This is a genomic window from Sphingobium sp. CCH11-B1 (genome assembly GCF_001556865.1).
In the GTDB taxonomy this organism is placed as follows: domain Bacteria; phylum Pseudomonadota; class Alphaproteobacteria; order Sphingomonadales; family Sphingomonadaceae; genus Sphingobium.
Genome location: NZ_LSJY01000034.1, coordinates 1 through 17,555 on the forward strand (window position 1 = coordinate 1; position 17,555 = coordinate 17,555).

At 61.0% G+C, this 17,555-nt stretch carries 18 protein-coding genes and 1 tRNA gene; 2 read left to right on the plus strand and 17 right to left on the minus strand.

Translation table 11 applies throughout. The features are described 5' to 3' along the window. The first annotated feature begins 63 nt into the window (after window positions 1-63). Both AX724_RS04845 and AX724_RS22625 read left to right on the plus strand, forming a co-directional pair. The gene (locus tag AX724_RS04845) at window positions 64-291 is read left to right on the plus strand and encodes a hypothetical protein (RefSeq protein ID WP_066764048.1); all 228 of its coding nucleotides are present in this window, start codon (window positions 64-66) and stop codon (window positions 289-291) included. 387 nt (window positions 292-678) lie between these two features. Further along, window positions 679-891, plus strand: coding sequence for a helix-turn-helix domain-containing protein (locus tag AX724_RS22625; RefSeq protein ID WP_443018652.1), 213 nt, complete (start codon window positions 679-681; stop codon window positions 889-891). A gap of 12 nt (window positions 892-903) precedes the next feature. Here the strand turns inward: AX724_RS22625 and AX724_RS04850 are convergent. From AX724_RS04850 to AX724_RS24360, 17 genes are all read right to left on the minus strand, one after another. Next, window positions 904-987 (minus strand) — tRNA-Leu (locus AX724_RS04850). A 403-nt stretch (window positions 988-1,390) separates the two neighbouring features. After that, window positions 1,391-2,530, minus strand: coding sequence for a tyrosine-type recombinase/integrase (locus AX724_RS04855; RefSeq protein WP_066764049.1), 1,140 nt, complete (start codon window positions 2,528-2,530; stop codon window positions 1,391-1,393). Next, window positions 2,531-2,878, minus strand: coding sequence for a winged helix DNA-binding protein (locus tag AX724_RS04860; protein ID WP_066764051.1), 348 nt, complete (start codon window positions 2,876-2,878; stop codon window positions 2,531-2,533). It abuts the gene before it with no gap. Between the two features lie 268 nt (window positions 2,879-3,146). Beyond that, window positions 3,147-3,407 (minus strand): hypothetical protein, encoded by a 261-nt coding sequence (locus AX724_RS04865; protein ID WP_066764053.1) that lies wholly within the window; start codon window positions 3,405-3,407, stop codon window positions 3,147-3,149. 6 nt (window positions 3,408-3,413) lie between these two features. Beyond that, the gene (locus AX724_RS04870) at window positions 3,414-3,983 is read right to left on the minus strand and encodes a DUF4376 domain-containing protein (RefSeq protein ID WP_066764055.1); all 570 of its coding nucleotides are present in this window, start codon (window positions 3,981-3,983) and stop codon (window positions 3,414-3,416) included. Beyond that, window positions 3,984-7,226, minus strand: a complete 3,243-nt coding sequence (locus AX724_RS04875) for a hypothetical protein (protein WP_156447996.1) — start codon at window positions 7,224-7,226, stop codon at window positions 3,984-3,986. It abuts the gene before it with no gap. A 239-nt stretch (window positions 7,227-7,465) separates the two neighbouring features. Then, window positions 7,466-8,080 carry a phage adaptor protein gene (locus AX724_RS04885; protein WP_066764058.1) on the minus strand — a complete coding sequence of 205 codons (615 nt, stop codon included), beginning with the start codon at window positions 8,078-8,080 and terminating at the stop codon, window positions 7,466-7,468. Further along, window positions 8,080-8,445: a hypothetical protein gene (locus AX724_RS04890; protein WP_066764059.1), complete on the minus strand. Its 366-nt coding sequence runs from the start codon at window positions 8,443-8,445 to the stop codon at window positions 8,080-8,082. Before AX724_RS04890 ends, AX724_RS04885 begins: the two co-directional genes overlap by 1 nt. 71 nt (window positions 8,446-8,516) lie before the next feature. Next, window positions 8,517-9,425 carry an SU10 major capsid protein gene (locus AX724_RS04895; RefSeq protein ID WP_066764060.1) on the minus strand — a complete coding sequence of 303 codons (909 nt, stop codon included), beginning with the start codon at window positions 9,423-9,425 and terminating at the stop codon, window positions 8,517-8,519. Between the two features lie 58 nt (window positions 9,426-9,483). Then, entirely contained in the window at window positions 9,484-10,407 is a 924-nt protein-coding gene (locus AX724_RS04900; RefSeq protein ID WP_066764061.1) for a hypothetical protein, read from the minus strand. A 50-nt stretch (window positions 10,408-10,457) separates the two neighbouring features. After that, a complete protein-coding gene (locus AX724_RS04905; protein ID WP_066764062.1) occupies window positions 10,458-10,769 on the minus strand; it encodes a hypothetical protein in 312 nt (103 codons plus the stop codon). 2 nt (window positions 10,770-10,771) lie between these two features. Further along, the gene (locus AX724_RS04910) at window positions 10,772-12,811 is read right to left on the minus strand and encodes a portal protein (RefSeq protein ID WP_066764064.1); all 2,040 of its coding nucleotides are present in this window, start codon (window positions 12,809-12,811) and stop codon (window positions 10,772-10,774) included. 7 nt (window positions 12,812-12,818) lie between these two features. Continuing rightward, entirely contained in the window at window positions 12,819-14,480 is a 1,662-nt protein-coding gene (locus AX724_RS04915; RefSeq protein WP_066764066.1) for a hypothetical protein, read from the minus strand. Between the two features lie 14 nt (window positions 14,481-14,494). Beyond that, the gene (locus AX724_RS04920; protein ID WP_269454116.1) at window positions 14,495-16,225 is read right to left on the minus strand and encodes a putative Ig domain-containing protein; all 1,731 of its coding nucleotides are present in this window, start codon (window positions 16,223-16,225) and stop codon (window positions 14,495-14,497) included. Then, window positions 16,225-16,617 (minus strand): hypothetical protein, encoded by a 393-nt coding sequence (locus AX724_RS24355; RefSeq protein ID WP_066764070.1) that lies wholly within the window; start codon window positions 16,615-16,617, stop codon window positions 16,225-16,227. The genes AX724_RS04920 and AX724_RS24355 overlap by 1 nt, the downstream gene beginning before the upstream one ends. A gap of 10 nt (window positions 16,618-16,627) precedes the next feature. Next, entirely contained in the window at window positions 16,628-17,077 is a 450-nt protein-coding gene (locus AX724_RS04930; RefSeq protein WP_066764072.1) for a hypothetical protein, read from the minus strand. 146 nt (window positions 17,078-17,223) lie between these two features. Further along, window positions 17,224-17,555, minus strand: a 332-nt coding sequence (locus tag AX724_RS24360; protein ID WP_231736469.1) for a hypothetical protein, incomplete at its 5' end; no start/stop codon positions are given.

A 17,555-nucleotide genomic window follows, 5' to 3' on the forward strand; every position in this document is an offset into this window, starting at 1 on the left:
ACCGACACATCAAACCCGGCACGCCCCAGTGCAGCGGGCTCATGAATAAGCCGGGTTAGTCGCATGTTCGCCCACTATTATGCGCAACGTACGATGTCGGACGGTCAGGTGATCGACATCAGCGCGCCTGCCCAATCCAAGTGGTTCCCCTCGCTTCGTTCCGAGCAAGGCTTGAACCGGATGCCACTGTGGAGATTTGTCATGCAGCCAAATTATGGCGACTTTCAGCCAGACAAGGACGTGCGGCACGCGATCGGCGATACTCGAGCACAAGCAGACGAAGTAAACTAGTATCGCATAGCTCTTCCCGAGCCCGTCCCCCGATGCCAGCGTGTTTGCTTGAAGCGGCCGATGGGCAGCGCAGTTCTCGTAGATCGTGAGTGGGCTATACCTGCGAGTTCAGGTATAGCCCACTCACGATTCGTCCCCGAGCCCGAGTGGCCGACGCAGACCGCTTTCCCGGCGTCGGACAAATTTAGCTAGCCAAATTCCGACACAGTAACACAAAGCGCTCGTTCGCAAAAATGCGCCGCTATCTGCGCAATCGGCACTTCAGTGCCCTGCCCGTTTCGAATGAAAGCAGCATCGGATATGCTGAACTCGTCACGATAGGCGGGCCGTGACTAATTTAAACAGTCGAGGCCCCACGTGACAGACTCTATATCCCCCCCTCTGATGATGAGCAGCCCAGTCTATCTCAACAACCGAGAGGCAGCGGCATTCTTGAGGTTGTCGCCCAGGACCCTCGAAAAGCAGCGCGTGGTTGGCGGCGGACCCAAGTTCAAGAAGTTTGGCCGGAGAGTCCTGTATGACAAACGAGACCTCGAAGAATGGGCCAATAAGAGGTCATTCGACAGCACAAGTGACTTCAGTGCAACGAAACAACGGTAACCAATCCGAAGTTGGTGCGGGCGGTCGGACTCGAACCGACATGGACTTCTCCGGTGGATTTTGAATCCACTGCGTCTACCATTTCGCCACGCCCGCATCGTGGACTTCAATTACCCTAACAGATCTGCAGAATATTCTTCTCAGATCCATTCAACCGCTTAGCGCTCGCTGCGGCAATCCTGCACTAGCTCGACCCTCTACATCTTCACTCGGCTTCCCGGAAGTGGGATTCGCTCGTCGCTTTAAACAAGCGCGGTGAGAGGAGGCACGTTCGAGTTCGCCACAGCTAGATTTCTTCTGGCTCCTATGTGGCTCCTAGCGCGAAATCACACAAACTTCATGCCAGCCATCTACCATGATAAGAAGCTGAAATCTAAACAAACTCCTTTCGACGCATAGAACGAACACACTATCGCAACACGGCTTTTTGAGTCCGGCGCGTCTACCAGTTTCACCACACCCGCATGCGGATTATCGCAGAAATCAGGCCTTTAGCAGGTCAGGCTGCGATGTCAAATTGCCCATTCGCCCCACTGGTGGGGAGCGTGTGGGGGAGGCCAGAAATGGCGGAAACACTGGGGTTTTCAGCGACCAAACGCATGTGATCCCCCACCTTTTGGAGCGCAACAGTGAGATTTTGAGGCTTCACATGTGCGTACCGTAGGGTGGTTTCCATCACTTTGTGTCCCATCCATTCCTTGATGACGAAGACGTTTACGTCAGCGTCTACCATGCGGGTCGCGCATGTGTGTCGGCAGGCGTGAAACACGAAGTCGGGGTCACTGGCAAGGCCCATGTGTACACGCGCCTTTTCCCACCAAGTGCGGAGACCGCGACGGGACGGCATAGTCTGCGATTGCAGAAGGTCTACCAGCATCTCGCGGATGTGAGGGGCCATCGGTATCGTCCGTGCGTTGTCCGTCTTGGTCTCCCAGAGGTGCAACCGATCGCCGTTGATCTGCTTCAGGGTCGCCGTGAGTATCTCATCTCGCCGGCAGCCCGTCGCCAGGGCAATCTGTATGACCTTCCAGACCGCGTGAGCTTGCTCGCCCTTGGGGTGCGTGCGGCCCGTCAGATACTCGCCTAGGGCCTTTTCCTCCTCAAGGGTAATCCACCGGATACGGCCCTGCGTCTCCTTCTTCCACGCGAAGGATATGCCCTCCTCGCCGTCTACCGCTACCGTCCGGTACTTGCGGGACCGAGCCCACAAGAGGAAGGTGTGGAGATGGCTCATGTAGCGGTTGATGGTTCCGTCCGACTTCCCAGCCGCTCGCAGCTTCTTAATGAGCTGATCGACCACATGGGTATCTATGGCGTCGAGCCGGGTGTTACGGCCCAACAGGTCCGCCATGATCTCCATGCGCTGGTAGCAGAGCTCCTCAGTGTCCGCGCCGTCCCAGAGGTTACCCTTAGCGAGAGGGATGACTGAGGAGAGCGTGTGGACCTCGGGGGCTCCGGGTGCCTGTCCGGGGGCCGGGAGGGCCTCTCCAGAAGCCCAGGAGGCCAGTACCGCCTTCTCGTCGGCCTCTGCCTCCGCGTGGGTGTTCCAACGCTTCCTGTAGCGCTCCTTCCCCCGCTGGAGCTCTACCCGCCAGCGCCCGGTATGTTTTCCGTCTTTCTTGTCTGGATATATGGCCAATTAGTCCTCCATTAGCTCCTTCAGTTTACGGCTCAGTTTGTGACCCTTCGGAGTGAGGGTGTAGAACACGGTCCGCATGTTGCGCGGGTCTTGATTACGCTGGAGGAGCTTGTAGCCGTCCTTGCCGTTCCGCAGCATCTCCGAGAGGTCCATCAGATGGCGGCTCATGGTCGTCCGTGTGGACCCCGCGAGCTTGGCCAGTTCGACTACGCTCTTCCCTTCGTTCGTTGCTGCAAGGCAGAAGCTCTCCACGACCTTGACCGACGCATGTTCACCAGTCGCATCCGCAAATGTGTCCATCATGCGGCTGAGCTTAGTGAGATGACGGTTGTCTTGTTCGTTCGTCACTGGTGTACCCCTTAATCCAATCTGGGACGATCCGCAATAGCGTATTGTCGCACGCTGCATAAAGTCCGTAGCGGCGGATTGGTTCCTGCCACGGATTGTCTGCGGTAACAACGAGAACAGACCAGGAACATGCTGCATTTAAGTGCATCAAAATGAGTCAATAACCCAAAATCGCCACGGGTCGCCGGTTGGGTGGCGCGTTCACGTCATGTCTGCATATGGAGGCGATTAAAAACCCCCGGCCAAATTGGCTAGGGGTTTTAAAGGGTTAGAAGAGCCCGAGGAGCTTCTCTCCAAATACAGCGAGCAGCGTGATGCCCAGCCCGCCGATACCGGCGAAGACTGCGAGCTTCGATTTGTACTGCACGACTTCCTTTTCAAGGGCGTCAATGCGCTTTCCGTGGTCCTCCTGGTCGCTCTCGATCGATGCGAACCGTTCGGCCGAATTGTCCATCTTCGTTTCGATGCGGGCAAGCCGCTCCCTCACGTCAAACATGAGGGCGATGGGGGACAGGTCTTCAGACGGCATTTGTCTCTATTCGTTTGGAGGCCACTGGGCCTCAAGGATGTTGATGGCCTCAAGGGCCTCTAGGGTCTCAGCGGCTTCGATCCGGCCCCGCATCGCCGTAGCGGCCTCAAAGGCCTTGTTGACGTGCTGGCCCACGGTAAGGCCTAGCTGGATCGTCTGGGCCGCTGAGTGCTTCACAACGCTGTTGTCCTTCATGGTCCAGGAGACCTCAAAGGGCTGGGAGGCCGCCTGCGCCAGCATGGCCATCTGTACGGCCCCGCTGATCTTCAGGCGGCTCTCTGCGTCCGTCTGGACGACCCCGAGGGGCGTCGGGCACCCCCCGTCTATCACGAAGTCCCGGAAGGCCTTGGCTTGGGACCAGAGAGCCGCACGGGAAGGCGCAATGTCCGGCTCTTTGTCGCTGAGGACCCCGTTGATGAAACAGTGCCCCGTGAGGGAGATTTCGGTCTCATCGTCCATCATCGTGTAGGCGTGGCCTTCAGGGACGAAGTCGTCCGGCATCCCTTGCGGGAACGCAGAGGCTTGCATCAGGGACACAATGGTCCCCGAGGCCTCCTCGTAGATTGCGAGCTGCATTTAGGTGAAAGTCCATTTCGCCTTCGCCGTGAAGCTGAAGGAGTGATAGAGGGCGCTGCGCTGGCGCTGGTAGTAGTCGCCCTGGTCCGTTACGCCCGTGTCGGAGTTGCCCCGGATGGCGTAGACCAGGAGGGTCACATTGCCCTCAGTGGTGTCCGTGGGCTCGTAGTTGCGTGTGAGGGCCAGCGAGAGCGTGCGAGTCTGCATAGGCGTACTGCCGTACTCCGACGCCTGATAGTAATTGCTCACTATCGGGGTGCCGTTCTTCACGAGCTGGACCAGGAAGCCCCCGTCCGGCAGCGCATCGACGTAGTAGGGACGGCCGTTTAGATTGGTCGTCTGCCTGCCCACGTCACAAACCATCGTCCCTCCCACTTCGAGGAGGTACGAGCCGTTCGGGTTGGTCACGCCAAGGTCCACAGCGCCGATGAGGAGCGTTTGGCCTAATGCGGGAGACCCGCCGCCGCTTACGGCCGCCCTTTTGACGTAGGTGTCCAGCTTGACCTTTTTGGAATTGATCGTGCCGTCCACCGTGAGGTCGCCATGGATATGGACGTTCCCTTCGATGTCCACGCCAGTATCGCCGTTGCCCGCCTGGACCGTAACGCGAGTGCGCTGGCCGGGGACTTGGGCGGTGATCTGGAAGCGGGCCTGGAGCTTTCCTTGGGCGTCCGCGATGGCTGAGGCCTGCTGCTGAAGGCTGGCCGTGTCGGGGGCCGGGAAGTACGGCTTGGGACTTGCCGCGCCCTGAGTGGTGCGCGTCATCTGGGGACGGCTCCACCATGCCCAGGAGTCACCTTGGCCCGCGTAGGTCCCATATTTGATAAACACCACGAGGGCCGAAGCCGCATCGCCTGGAGCCTGCGCCTTTGCGGCGACTGTGCGCGTCCAGTTGTTTATGTCCCGGCCGCCACTGGCGGGCGCGAACATGCCGGAGTTGGTGTTGATGATGTGGGAACCATCAGCCCGATACCATTCGATGCGGAGCTCGCAGTTACAGCGATGGGCCGCCGTGGCAGCGGTGAACTCGTACCACTGATTTGCCTCTACGCTGAAGCGGTCCGTATGCCGCTGGGCCCAGGCGTCAGAGTTGCCGTTGTTCTGGCGGATGTGGATATTGTGCTCACCTGTCGGCCGCCAATCATCCCCAGCCCCGTCCCGCCCGTATTCGAACCAAGAGGCATCGTAGGGCGTCCAGAAGTAATAACCGACGTCGTCCAGCGCGAAGCGTGACTGAGGCAGCATGTTGCCGCCCCCTCCCCCGTAGCTGGCGGAAAGGTTTGCCCAGCTCTCCGCAGAGGCCCTCGCCGCGTCGGCCTGGACCCTAGAGCCTTCGGCGGCATTGGCTTTCGCCACCGCTTGGTCCCTATATCCCACGGTCTCGTCTCGGAGCCCCGCCACCTGGTCCCGGTAGTTATAGGTCTCATTCCGGAGCCCTGCGGTTTCATCCCGCACGCCCACAGCACTGTCCCTGTAGTAGGCGCTGCTGTCCCGGTATTCGGCGCTGAGGTTCCTTGCGGCTTCCGCCTGGGCCCTTGCGGCATCTGCCTGGGCCCTTGAGGTCTCTGCGGCACTTGCTCGGGCGTCGGCGGTATTCTTGAAGCCTTCCGCCTGGGAGCGATACTGGGCCGCAAGGTCCCTGGCGGACTCTGCGGAGGCGCGGGCGTAATCGGCCTGGGCCCTGTAGACGTCGGAAGCCGTTGCGGAGCTTTCGGCCCGCGAAGACTCGGTGACGTCCTCCACCACAAAGCCGGTGGTGTGCCATAGGCCGTTAGGGGCCGCTCCGGTCGTGTAGTGCTCAAGCCGTGGGGTCCAAAAGGCCCTCCAGCTCCCGTCCACAACGAACTCGGCACACATTTTCTGGAAGCCGCGTGCGCCACCGGAAGGGGCGTTGAAGCCATAGACCAAATTGGTCCCGCCGTCAGCGGCCGATCCGCCTATTCCCACAGCGGAGCCATCCCATACCCCACTGGTTGAGGAGAGGACGGTAAGGTGGAAATAGTCGTTATTGGTGGCGTAGGTGTAAATCCAGCACGTCACCCGGAACTTGCGGCCCAATGCGGGCCTTCCCCGGAACTTCTTGAAATACTGGTTGATGGACCGGCCGCCCCTCCCTGCATCATAGCTGGTTATATATGGCTGGGGCCAACTGTTCTCGGGGCCTCCGATGCTCGGCACGTAATCGAGTTGGTAAGCGTCCCGCTCGACGGGGGCGAGCGTCGGCGGCCACTCAGCATTGAAGAGCTCTTTGGTGCTCCCAAGGTACTGGGCGGAGAGCGTTTCGCTCGACCGGGCCTCTGCGGCCTTAGCGGTCGATATGGCCGCTTGCTCTGTCGCGACCTGGGCGGACGCTGCGGCGCTGGCCGTGTTCCCGTAGGTGGCCTCCAAGGCCGTGATGCGCTGGGCGGATGCACCGTCCGCATTGGCCCTAGCGGTCGCCTCTTCGGATACCTTAGCGTTCGTGTAGGCCCAAGCGTCACCTGTTTTGATATACTCGGCTTCCACGGTGTCGATGCGAGACGCTAAGGCCCCGTCAGCATTGGCTCGCGCCGTGGCCTCCGATGAGACCCGTGCGTCCGCTATGGTGCCTGCCTGTCCCGCCGTGATGTAAGAGGCCTCCACGGTCTGGATGCGCTGCGCAAGAGCCCCGTCTGCATTGGCGCGAGCGGTTGCCTCATCGGAAACCTTAGCCGCCGCTATAGCGCCCGCTTCGCCCTTCGTGGTGTAGTCGGCCTCTATGGTCTCTATGCGGGAAGCAAGGGCCTCATCTCCGCTGGCGCGGGCGAGCTGCTCCACCTGGACCCTGGCGTCCGCAATGGACCCCGCGCCCTCCGAGGTAATGTACGAAGCCTCTACGGTCTCGATACGTCGCGCCACGGCGTCGATGGCGGTAGCTCGGGCTATTTGCTCTTCCTGGACCCGAGCGTGGGCGATGGTGTCCGCCTCGCCGTGGGTCACGAAGTCCGCTTCGATAGTGAGAACGCGGCGGGCGAATGCCTCTTCGGCGGTGACGCGGGCTTCGCGCTCTTCCGTGATGGCCGCGCGGGCGTAGGCGTTGGCGGTCTCTAGGACCTCTTCAAGGTTCCCGTCTCCGGGGTCCCCTTTGTCGCCCTTGTCGCCTTTCGGGCCGCGCGGTCCTTCGGGTCCGGGAGGGCCTTGAGGGCCGGTGTCTCCGGGGTCTCCTTGAGGGCCGCGCAGGCTCTCGCCCATGACGTCGTAGAAGGACGCGGCTGTAGGTTTCATGTGTGCTCTTAGGTGTTAGATGACGGCGTAAACTGCGCCGCTGGGGAGCTGGTACAGCGCTCCGATCGTCAGGCCGGCAGCGAGGGCTGCGGCGTTGCTGTTATGCTTCGGGAGGGGGACTTGTGGGCCGGGAGGCCCCGGAGGCCCCTGGGGTCCGATGTCGCCAGGGTCGCCCTTCGGGCCTACTAGGCGCTGGTCGTCATCCCCGTAAAATGAAGTGCGTGCAAGGTCTGTCATGCTTAGAAATCCCCGGTGCCCGCAGGCATCGGAATAGTGATGCGACCGCCCCACTTCTCATTGATGTTCTGATCTTCCAGGGCTTCGATGTAACCGCGAGCCCGCGCGGCGTACCGCTGGGCGTGATTGTCCTCCATCTGGAAGAAGTCTGCCGCTAGGCCGGCTGCCGTGTACACGACGGCGTTAGGTGCCGCTCGGGTCCACGTGTTCTCATCGTCATCATTGAGGAGCGCTTCGGACTGGGAGTAATAGTGGAGGTAGACGCGGGTCCCTGGGGCCGGCGTGGGCCGCAGAAGCCAGCGGTTCGACACCTTCACGAAGTGCGTGGGGACGCCGCCGATGTCGGGCACCTTCAGGAAGTTGGAAATGTCGGCTTGGTCCAGCTCTTGCTGGTCCGTGAATATGTTGATCGTCTCCAGGAAATTCCGGGGGACGAACATGGCGTTCTTCTCGCCGTCCCATTCGGACTGGGAGAGGACGAGCTCCATGGGGCCGATGCGAACCTCTCTCTCCATGTCGGCCACTGCATCAGTGATGAAGCTACCGGCGAGCTGGTCCGTGAGGTCCCTGCGGTTGATGAGCGCCCGCAGCCGCGCTTTGCAGTCGCCGAAGTTCATTAGAAGTTCTTCGACGAGACTTGGAAGGCGCTGAGGTCCTCAAGGCGCAGCTTGGCCATGATGATCGATGCTGCGTTCGGGTCTCCGGAGCTAATCAACTCCATCATGTCGAAGCCTTCGCGCTGCCACTTGTTGACGACGGCGACCGGGATGCGGGCCAGATGGACCTTTTCGAGGTCGTCACCCTTCGTAAGGGCGCTGAAGGACTGGGCGTCCTGCCAATTCCGCTTGGCGGCTACGCGGTCAAGGAAGCCCTGGGGAATATGCTGCGCCGAAACGATGGTCCCGGTGACCTCAAAGTCGCCATTCACCGTCTCGGGGATGAAATCTTCGTCAAGGCCGACGAAGGTGTATTGGGTATTCATTCAGTCTCGGTTGGGGGATGAAAAGAAAACCCCACGACCCGAAGGCCATGGGGTCTCTCGGGGGTCTGCGATTACTCGCCGATGCCCTTAACCAGCGTCGAAGCCTTGAAGTTGTTGTGCTGGAGACCGTACTCGCCGGCCAGCATGATCTTCGTATTGTCGCCGGTCTTCGCGAGGGTCTCACGGAACCAGCCACGGCCCTTCAGGGTGACGCCCTTCCAGTCCTCGGGGTTCCACAGGAGGCCGAAGTCCGCCTTCATTTCCCGGTTGGTTTCGATGGTCAGCGTGCCAAGGGCGGTCGTGTACACGTCAACGACATGCACGATTTCCTTGGCACCCTTGCCGGTCACTTCGCGGGTCCGCGAGGCGTTGCCGTCGAACTCCGCCGTCTGTTCGGCGACGTACGGGGCCACCATGAACCGGCGAGCCTGCCCGCCTTCGTCAAAGTTCTTCTTGATCGCCTTGCGGAGGGTGACCTCCTGGATCGGACGGGCGGTGCCGGCGTTCGAATTGTCGATGATGGAGCCGGCGTCGATCAGCTTCGAGACCGAGGCGTGGCGACGGGCGACCGTGTTGGAGCCGAGGACGGCCGCCTGATCGACACCTACGCAAGCGCGTTCGCGGTCCAGCTTCAGGGCCTTGCCCTTCTTGACGATCTGGCGGGCCAGTTCGCTCTTGCGGCCGTAGTGTTCCGTCGCTTCCAGCGAGCCCGACAGGCGGATGGTGCGCGAGAAAATCTGAGTGGTGTTCGAACGCATCTGAGTGGTCGTCAGGTCTTCTTCGGTCGCGTCGAAGCCTTCGACCTGGGCGTTATCCTTGCCGCCCTCCTGCTCGTCTTCCTGCCACTCGTAGGTCTTCTGGCTGACGGTGCGGTTCGAGAGCGAGCTGGTGAAGGGGGTTTCGTGCTTATTCAGCATCGAAATGACGTCGCTGACGTCTTCCTTCGCGCCGACGCTGTCATAAGTCTGGAAAGTAGCCATAGTGTTTTGGGTATTCTTACTGAGAAAAGGGTATTGTTTGGGGTGAGGCGGGAGCTTGTTAGCCCCAGCGCCCCATGAGTGCGGCTACCGCGTCATCGGAGGACCCGGAGGCCTCCAGTCGCGCGATTGCCTTCTTGGCGTTGACGGCTTTGGCGGTTGCCGCAGGCTGGCGATTGCCGCCCTTGATGACCTTTGTCGGAGCGTCATTGACCTTCTGGGTCGCGACCTTCTCCGCCCGATCGTGCAGCATCGCCTTGCGGATGAGCTTGAGGACCTTGGCGTTCGTGACGGTCGCCAGTTCGGCGGCGTCGAGGCCCTGAGTGGCACCGTAGGCGAGGACCTCCTGGTGCATTGCGTCATTCCAGCCAGGAACGTCGGCAGACAGCTCGCGGGTCGCGGCTGCCTTGGCGGCCTCATTCACGGACGCGCGGCGCTCGGTAAAGGTTTGCTCGAAGCCCTTGGCGGCGTCAGTCAGCTTGCGGTACTTGTCCGCCAGCTTGGCGGCCTGCTGCCGGTGCCACTGGAAGAGCTCGGGCTCCAGGTTTTGCTGGGCCACCAGCCAGTCGATGTCCGCGTACGGGGCCAGTTCTTCTTCCACCATCTCCAGGGCGACCTGGAGCGTGGCGGCAGCCTGCCCGCCCGCCATTTCGATCTCGCGGCCCTGTCGGGTAAGTTCGGCCTCTTGGCCTGCGAGAGCCTTGAGGCTCCCGAGGGTGACTTTCTGGGCCTCGCCGCCGATGAGGACTTCTACTTCTGCGTCGTCCGTGAGGGGCTGCGGGGCCGGAGGGTCGCCCGCTTCGTCGCCGTCGTCGGGATCATCGTTCCCTTCATCGCCTTCATCGCCGTCGTCGGTATGGTCGTCCGGGTCCGGCCCTTCAGGATCATCGGACGGGTCAGCGGGATTGCCGCCGTTCGCGTCTTCGTCATTCGCCGGAGGCTCGAAGGAAGCCATGAGGGCCGCTTCGGCTGCCTCTTCGGACATACCGGGGTCTCCGGCGTCCTGCGTTAGGATGGTCAAGTGTGAGGTTTCTCTCAATAGTCGCCGAATGAGCTGTCCGTGAGGGGCTCATCTTCGGCTTGGGCTTCAGCCTGGGCCAGAATGGTCTCGGCGCGGGCTTTCAGGGCTCTGAGCTCCACCGTGACGGCGGAGAGGCCCCGAGATAGGTTGTAAGCGTCCTCGCGAGCTTCGCGGGCAGAGGGTTCGCTTGTCAGGATGCCTTCGGCGCACTGGGCGCGGACGGCTTCGATCGCCGTGAGGAACACGGGGTTCGCGAGGAGGGACCCTGCGGCCTCCCCCTCGTCTACCGCCTGCTGTTCTTCGTCGGTCAGGACGAGAATGGCCATGGTTATCCGTTCGGGCTGATAATCGCGGACGACTTCTTGTTCTCCACCGGAGTCTGCGTTGCCTGGAAGGCTGCAAGCTCGGTTTCGGCCTGGGAAATGTCGATCCGGTTGTCCGTCTCTGCGTCCTTGCGGTCCGCTTCGCGGGTCTTAAGTGCCAGCTCGGCTTCCTGCTGAATTTCCTTGAGCTGCGCTTCGAAGGTTTCCACCTCTGCCTTGTGCTGGAAGGTGCTTTCCTTGAGCGCGATTTCGCGTTCCAGAATTTCGATTTCCTTCTGGAGCTTCTGAATTTCAAGCTCGGTCTTGGGGTCCGGCTTGGGCGGCTCTAGGGTCGCGGGGTCCGCGATGAAGTCGGCGACGTTCTTGTGGCCCTTGATCTCCAGGACCTTCGAGATGACCGTATAGGCCTTCCCGTCGTCATAGAGACGCGGGTGGTTTTGCGTCATGTACCTGTCGTACGTCAGGAGCTCTTCGGCCTGTACGGCCCGCTCATCGTACCCCAAGGTCATGTCGATCCTGAGGTCCGTACGACGTCGCCAGGACTGCGGAGTGACCTCCACGTAGCTACCGGCGATCTCAAGGATGCGCGTGCGGTCCCGTTCGATCCCGATGGCGTAGACCTTCAGGTACAGCTTGGTCAGGAATTGGCTCGCGAAGTGGCGGGCGGCGACCTTGCTGCGGACCTGGGAATTGCTCGTGAGCTGTTCCACAAGGCCTTGGCTGTTTTGATGGGACAGCGCCTTCTTATCGAGGCCCTGGGAGAGCCGCGAGATGCCGGTCGTATCCTCGCGGGCCTGATCGACCATGCCGATCGTCTGGAGGACGTAGGGGTTAATCGGGGTCTGCGGGAGCGGCGCTACTGACGTGTTGACGTCCCGGACGTTGACGATGCCGCCTCGCCGGTTGTCGATCAGCTCGCGGGGGTTTTGAACCCCACCACGGGCGACTTGCCAGCGGGGGTTGGTCGCCTCCACGGCTTGTTCGATAATCGCGCGGGTCAGCGTGGTCTTAGTGTTGGCGTGCTGGATCACCCGGCTCGCAAAGTTGCCGCCGTAGAAGCTGTGAGGCTCCGGCTGCATGGAGTAAGTGACAAACGGGTGGCAGGCCACCTTGGCCTTCTCAAGCAACGTGCGGCCAACGTGTACGACCTTCCACAGGGATTGCCTCCCCGTGCCCTCTGCGTCGATCCGGATATAGCTTTCCGTGACGGTGCAGAGCCGTCCCGCTTCGTCCTCGCTGTCGTTGTCGAAGGTGGCGTTTATGAGCTCGCCATCCCGGACTTGGCGCTCCTCATCGAACAGGAGGGCGTCATCGGCGCCGGTGATAGTGTACACGACGTCCAGCGAGTAGCCGGCGTCCACTAGATCCCCGAGGGTGGCGACGTAGCGGTGACCCACATAGGGGGCGCTATCCAGGTCGGTAAACCGGCCAGCCACCACGAACTCCTCAGGGGGCACGAGCTCAATACGGGTCTGGGATACATCCTCCACCCTTTCGAACTCCCCGGAGACCAGGTTGTCCTTAACGGTCGGCTTGGTCGTCAGGCGGACCGAGGGGTCAGCGAGAAGCTGATTTACCGCCTCGGCGGGCTGATCTTCAAACCGATGGGTCGTACTGATCTCGCCGGGGTCCCAATAGACCTTGGCGATGCCGATGCGGTGCATTGCGCTATCGTGGACGGCACCGTTGATGATGCCTGGGCCGTCGTTTAGGCGGAATACCACATGCTCGCAGTATTCCGTGGCCTGCTTGGCCAAGGCGACGTCTTCGGCGTTCTGAGGCGCGAAGGAGACGATATTGGAGCCCGCGCTAAACGCTTCGGTAATCTGGGCCTTCTGAGCTTCTACGCTCTCATAGACGTCTTGCGATACGAACTTGGACCCGCCTTCGCGGAGCGGAAAGGGCTTCTTGCCCTGGTAGTACATCGTGACGTCTTCCCGTTCCTTCTTCAGGTTCAGGTTGACGAAGGTCGAGCCTTGCTCGGCCCTTGCCACGCACGCGCCCACCAACTCCTCATCGCTGAGGACGCGGGGCTTCAATTTCATGGGGTTCCTAGATCATTTCAAAATAGAGGTCGTCAGAGCTTTGGACCAGCTCCCAGCATCCCTCGTGAATGTGGTTCGCGATCGCCAGGGCCATCACACAATCGTCGTGGCAGCCTACTTCGGCTTCGATTTTCCCGCTTTTCGGGTCCGCCACGAAGGTAGTCATTTCGGTAATCGTGGGGGCGTCGTTAAGGAGTATGGTCTCGTCTCGGACCGCCTGCCGCAGCTCGTCGATGATGAGCGGCCGGGTCTTGACGTCCGTGTAGAAGCCCAGCTCCTCGCGGGTCTCTTCCGTCTTCCGGTCGTAGACTTCACGGGTATAGAGGTTGTCGTAGGTCTTGAGCTCGCCGGCCACCATGACCCCCGTCTTGTACAGAAGGGTGTTGGGCAGGATGCCGTGATTGTTGAACTCGATAGCCATACGGGCTTCGTTGAACAGATGGCCCAGGTGATACAGGATGGTCGCCAGATAGTCCGGTTCGACCTTTCCGCGCCACACGGCCACTTGCCGCTTATGGCGGTCGAGTACCTGCGCCACGGACCAGTCGCCTTCGGAGTTGTCTTGTTCCCCGCCCGTCCCTTTCGAGACGTCAACGCCTATGGTGTAATCCATCCTCGGGTCGATCTCGCGGTACAGCAAGAGCCGGCCACGCGGATTGACCGCCATGGTCTGCTCGATCGGGTCGTAATCCATCCGGTGGACGATGCCGTCCGCTTCAAGCGAGGACAGCTTTTCCATGCGTTCGGCGAGCTTCGTGAGATTGAACACCGGAGCGCCCGAGGTGAGGAAGGCATCCTCCGGGAAAGTTGGGTATTCCTGTTTAAACAGGTCAGGTCCGTCCAGCGCCACCTTTCGGCGACGGAACAGCAATTGCCCGTCAGTCAGGGCCTCGCCGTAGACCTCAAGGACCTTGGCGCAATAGTCGTCCTCCTCCAGGGTTCGTTCAAACCCCTCGGGAGGATCGGCGGTATATTTCGGGTCCTCAAACCACGGTGCGAAGTACGCCAAGTACCCCGAGGTGCCCGCAACGGCTTCTCGCCAAGCCTCATAGAATGGGCCGGACATGCCGCGAGCGGTACTCTCGATAAAGACGAAGGTGTCGTCCACCTCAGGGATGGCCTGGAGGAGACCGTTCATGATCTCTTTCGCCTTCAACTTGGGCCAGAGGCCGACTTCGGATAGGTGCGCGGCCTGGAGGGTTTCGCCGCGTCCAATCGTGTCCGCGCCGGCAGTGGCCACCATGTAACCACTGTCCAGCTTGTCGAACTTCAGTTCCTTGGAGTTGGCCCGCTCGGTGGACGGCCGCAGGAAGTCGGGGACCTCCTTGTGGTAACGCTTCGTCATGTCGAAAAGCGCCGTGGATGCCTCGCCCTTGTGGGTGACGACGATCCCTTTCGTTGCGCGGTGCTGGCTGATCCACCAGTACAGGAAGCCGCCCACCATCGTCGAAAACCCGAGCTGGCGGGCCTTGAGGATGACAATGCGGATGCGGCCAGTTTCCTCCCATTGGCAGAGGGCCGCGTCCAAGAGCCGCTTCTGTGCTCTATTGAGCTTAAAGGGGACGATCTTGGCTTCTTTGGTCCTGATCTTCAGGGCCTTGGAGGCGTAGAACTCAAAGTCTTTGTAAAGTCTACGCCTCGTCGCCTTGCGGCGCTCTTCTGGCGTCATTCAAAGTATCGGTTTTAGAGGTTCCAAGTTGCGCGGGGGTCGGTAGCCACTCGCAATAACGGCCTGTCGATGAGCAACGAAAACACATCACCTGCCGCAAATCCTGCCGGACGGAAGTTCGTGAAAACGGCAAGGTCGAGAGTGGCATAATCACCATCTGCCGGCATTTGAAACAACGCTGAAATCCAGTGCTGTCCCCGTGCGTCATCACTGTACGTCTTCGTGTTGTTGTAGGCGATGGAGTCGATTTGTCCGGGCTGCACGTCAACCCGCACCGTGCCGGCGCTGGATTTTAGCGTTGCCTGTAGAAACACGTTCGCCGGCCCTTTAGCCCCCCTTGTATCCACACGTACGGAGACACGCACCCAGCCCCCCGCTGGGACCTGAGTTGGCGTCAGGGCGTACTGCGGGAACGTGAACCGGGACTGGTGCCACGGTGCCGCGTCCGCGACCGGCGAGATGAGAAGGATTTGCTTGTTGACCGTGCTGGACTGCGTCCCTGACTTCCCGCACTTCTGGCGGGAGGATGAGGTCCCTCGCGACATGTAGGCATTACAGCCCGTCGCAACGCCAGCGGCCGTTATTTCGCCGGTCGGGTCAACGTCAGTTCCCACGACAAAATTGGTCGTGTTGCCGCCTGTACGGGTGCCGGTGGTCCCAGGAAGGTTGTAAGTCGCCTGGGGCAGCAAATTGGATACGGCGGGATCGACGTTAAAGCGCGTGGCGGCGGTCGTGGCCGGTGCCATCACTGCATGGATGAGGTTGCCTACCAAGTACGTCCCGTTGCCGTTTAAATGCACCGTGACGGCCCCAGATTCCTCTAGGAAATACTTGGGGTTCGGTTGGACATCCCCCGGAACTCGCAGCGCATCGTACGCATCCACCACGCCAAGGACTCCGGTTTTACCGGCTTGGTCGCGAATGAAGGCGTTGACCGTCTGGACAATGGTGTGCCGGACATCCCCGGCGTTCCAGTTGCGCGGATAAATTGTCACCGGGACGACGTAAATTCCTGCCTGGACGAAGGCCGCGATTGTCGCCTTGATCTGCGCGATGACGTAGTCAGCGGTTGGGGCAGACGAGCTCCCGTCGATGTCGCCGCTGTGTATCGTATTGGTGCCCAAGGAGTTAAGAATGGCGACTTGGGGAGCCCGCGCGACCGCGTAGGGTATCCGGGCAAGGATGCCACCGCCCGGAAGGCTGCTGTTGCTTTGGTTACGGAAGTGATCTCCGCCCAATCCCTGGTTAGCCCCATTGAAGCCCCGACTTAAGGGGTCCATTGGGTCCGCCCATGTATCGATGTTGAAGCGGGGGTCCTTAGCCCACGCCGCCACAACTGGCCCCTTGTAGGTCGCAGCAGGGATAGTAGCACCTGTCCCGCCAAAGATTGCGTGGTTGAACTGCGACTGACTGTCGCCGAACATTACGACCTTTGGCATCGTCAACGGTAAGACAGGCAGTGCAGCCCCGCCAATCACCACCGAGGAAGTGGAGCCCATGGCGTCCTTCACGGTAACTGTGGCAGTGCCCACGGATGCCGGCGTCCCGCTTACCACGCCAGTCTTGGCGTTGATGGTAATACCTCCAGGGGCCGCAGCGAGGGTGAAAAGGTACGGAGCGAAACCGCCCATCACGGTCGGGGTCCAACTAAACGGCTGTCCCGCAGCAAACGGCGGAGAAGCGGCGCTCACGATTGGGCGTACGGTACCTCCGCCAAAGGAAGAAATGCTAAGAAATCTGGCCATCAGGGGACCCGCGCCAGCGTGGCGGCTGCGCCAGACGTGCTTGTCAAAAGGACGCGCACGACTGCGCCAGAGCCGAGAGAGACTCCGGTTCCGGCCGTGGTGTCGGCGGACGCCTTCGAAAGGACGTCTAGCCACGTAGTGGCGTCAGGTCCGAGAACCTGGAGCTTGACGGTCCCGTATGCCGTCGCCGTCTGGCAGAATATGTAATCGCCGCCGTAAACGGTAACCGGCGCTGACGCTACGTTTGCCGAGACCAACGGAAAGGCCTCGCGCAGGCCGCCCGTAGGTAATGGGGCAGCTTGTGTCACAAAAACCGCATCCCCCTCTTCGGCCCCGTAGGTAAGCGCGATAGGGCTGATATTTCCGAAGAGCTTCCGGATACTAATTTTCATCTAGGTTTCTTTATTCTTCCGCCATCTCGTCAAGGATGTCCTCGGCGGTGCGGACCGTTACTTCGCTCTTCTGAGCGGGCTTAGCTTTGGTGAAGTCGAGGATGAGGCGGGCGGCCGCGATCTTGTCTTTCGGGCTCTCCGCTGTCCTCAGGGTCTCTATAGTGGTTTGCAGAGCCTCGGCGGCCCTGGGGTCGTCGGGAACCTGTCCGGCGTCCTTCATGCGCTGCATGATCCTCTTGGCGTCTAGGCGAGCGATCTCCTGGACCTCCGCCCATTGTGCGTTCGTGAGGTCTCGGGGCTTGCCGGGGGTTGTGTTCTTTGCGTAGTTGCCCTTGCGGGCTTCGATGAGCTGCCGGCTGAGAGCCGAGCGCTCCTCGGGGGTCTTGCCGGCCCATGGGCCCCTAGCCGCCATCTTCGGCGGCCGTTTAGGTTTCGGCGGGGGGTTGGTCAGCTCCGCCATGACGAATGTTTCAATCGTCTTTGGCTTGTTCTTGACCCCCGGAGGTCTGCCGCGTGGGCGACCAGTGGGCTTCGTGGGCATGTAATTTCGAGGTGATGGCCGCCCCTTGACCCTTTCGGGACAGCGGGGACGGCCGTATGTGGTGTTTAGTCTTCGACGGGTTCGATCATGTTGGTCCCGAGGATGCTTCCAAGGAACCTGGAACCCTGTTGGACCGATCGGGCCGCGTTGCGGTCCACCTTCGATCGGCGGGCCCGCTCTCGGGTCATCTCGCGGATTGCGGCGGCTATCTCTTCGAGGTCCGTGGACCCCATGATCTCCGCTATGCGCCCCTTGGCTTCGGCCTCTGCCTGCCCTCCGGACCCGATGGCCCGAACTGCGGTGAGAAGGCCTTCGCCCGGACGTCCGGCAAGAGCCTGGAAGACACCCTTCGAGGCGGTTTCGATCGCTTGGTCCTGCTCTGCCATTTCGGCAAGCC